Raw genomic sequence first — 2,288 nt, 5'->3', positions numbered from 1 at the left:
CTTCCCAATCATAATGCGGGAAGAGAGCGTTTCCCCGCTCATCCGTGCGGAGGCAGTGGGCAAACTGCGGCAGGATCAAAACGTCAGGCCCAAGGCCTCGCGCCGTGAGATAGGGGATATTCAGGCAAGGCCGGGCGCGTTCCCAGGCCATCAAGACCCCCGCCCGATCGTGCGAGACAGGAAGAAGCTTGCGGATCGTCACGCCAGCAGGGGCAGGGCGCGGCGATCCAAGCCAGTCCCGCAGGGTTTTGCGGATATGGCCGAGCGTGCCGCCGCCGCGCCATTGCAAAAAATCAATCACCGTGCCGTTGTCGCGGGCGTCTCTTACGCAATAATAAACCCAATGTTCCGCGCCCTTGTTGTCCAGATGCTTAACGATCACGATTTTATCGCCGTTCGTCGTGCGCATCACTTCGCAGTTTTGGGAGCTTTCGCGCCGATCACTGACATAACCGCGTGAAGCCGCAAAGGCGATCAAGTCAATATCCGTTTTAAAGCGTTCTAGCTCAAGGTCCATTGCAAGGCCCGTCTTCGGAGTTGTTGCTTTCCTCGCGTTGCTCTTTCTTCTCTTCAAAAAGGATCACGCAGGATTTTGCGCACTGTTCACAGATGAAAGCGCTTGTTTTGGAAACAATAAGCGGCTGTTCTCCCGCTCCGCAAAAGGAACACACGATATGCATTTAAAAAGTATCATCAAAAACAATGAAAATGGGATTAACTGTTTTCTTTGCCATCCTTAGATTGTTGTATTTGCAAGAGGAGTTTTTTCATGTTGGGATGTCTCTCTTCCTGCCGTTTTGTAAGACATATCAATTTATTAAGGTCAGGCGCGACAACCGGCGGCGCGGGGACTTCGGGCTTTTTCGCTTCGTCCCCACGCGGATCGTCCCACAGCCCGGAAAGACCAGGATCGTGGAAGTAGGGCACGCGGTCGGAGATGATCGGCCTGGAACCCTGAGGCAGGACGAGCATTTGATCTTTCGCAAATTCCAGCATGAGCTGTTCGGTCGTGCGCAGGGGGCGCATGGCCTCGCCCTTCGATTGGCCCTTGGTCATGCCGTAAATGTCTTGTTGCTGGTTCGTTGTCTCGACCAGATGCCCGCCCATGAATTGTGACCAATAATGCGCCGTCTCATAGTCATCGAGGGAGAAGACAGCCCGCACGCCCGCGTTGCCAATGAAAGAAGACCACCGGCCTTTGTAAAGATCGCGCATTTGCGCCACGTCCTGAAATACCGTGACGAGCTGGATGCCATATCCGGCCGAGAGGCCTACGGCGTTCTCGACGATCTGCAAATGACCGAGGGTGGCCAGCTCATCGAGCGTGAAGCAGACAGGCACCGGCGGCGGGTTGAGGCTGTCCGTCATCTCATCGAGGGCCGCCGTCAGGACAAGGCGAAGCCAGCGGTTAAAGACCGGAAATTTTGGCGCGGACAGGCACAAAAAGACCGACATCGTGCCCTTGTGCCAGTCGGCAAAGTTCACTTCCTCCCCCGGCCCCGCCGCCGCCAAGCTGGCCACGATAAAGGGGTTGTCCAAAATCTCGGTTTCGCGCTGCGCCGTGGAGAGGATCGAGCCAAATTCCTTTTCAGGGGTTTGCAGAAAGGACGAAGCCAACCGCGCCAAAAGCCCGTCCGCCGCGTCGCTTTCAAGCATCAGTTCAAGAACGCTGTTAATGTTCTTGAGCAGGAGCGCCCGAACGGTTCCCAGGTCTTTTTCCTCCGGCAGGACCGCAGGGCTTGTCACAACATGGAGGATCACGGCGGCCAAGAGTTGTTGGGCGCTTCCCGTCCAGTGATCCCGAATGCCCCTTTCCCCCATGACCAAGGCGGCAGCAAGCGCCTTGCTTTCCGCTTCCATGTTGTCCGGCGTAAACCGGGACAGGGGATTGAAACGGGCCTTGGGCTTGCCGGAGATGCCGAAGGGATCGAGGTACAGCACCTTGTCATTGAGCGCGGCCCTTTGGTGGCCTGTGGCCTTGGCGTTCTCGCCCTTGGGATCGAGGACAAAGGCCGAGCCGGGATAGCGCAGCAAATGGGGGATGATGAGCGAAACGCCTTTGCCGCTTCGCGTGCTGGCCATGATGAGGACGTGCTTTTCATTTTGTAGCAGGAGCGGGGAGCCATCCACATGCCCAAAGGCCATCCCGCTTTCGGCGCGGAGGGCGGCCTTTTCTTTTGGGGTGGCGAACCGCGCCCCTTTGGAATCGTCCGGCGCATCCTCAACCGGCGGCAGTTCGTTGCCCGTAAACCAGAACCAGAATTGAACCATGGTCCCGAAGAAGACGG

General features: G+C 57.2%; 2 protein-coding genes. Both read right to left on the bottom strand.

The window, feature by feature from the left end:
* The coding region (locus GTA51_RS21655) for a DUF3991 domain-containing protein (RefSeq protein WP_211922682.1) at nt 1–517 on the bottom strand (517 nt) is incomplete at its 3' end.
* A 197-nt stretch (nt 518–714) separates the two neighbouring features.
* Nucleotides 715–2,145, bottom strand: a complete 1,431-nt coding sequence (locus GTA51_RS21650) for a type IV secretory system conjugative DNA transfer family protein (RefSeq protein WP_281354017.1) — start codon at nt 2,143–2,145, stop codon at nt 715–717.
* Nucleotides 2,146–2,288: the final 143 nt, after the last annotated feature.

It is taken from the genome of Solidesulfovibrio aerotolerans, assembly GCF_009856865.1.
In the GTDB taxonomy this organism is placed as follows: domain Bacteria; phylum Desulfobacterota; class Desulfovibrionia; order Desulfovibrionales; family Desulfovibrionaceae; genus Solidesulfovibrio; species Solidesulfovibrio aerotolerans.
The sequence above is the reverse complement of the archived record's forward strand: the minus strand, read 5'-3'. Positions and strand labels throughout refer to the sequence as shown.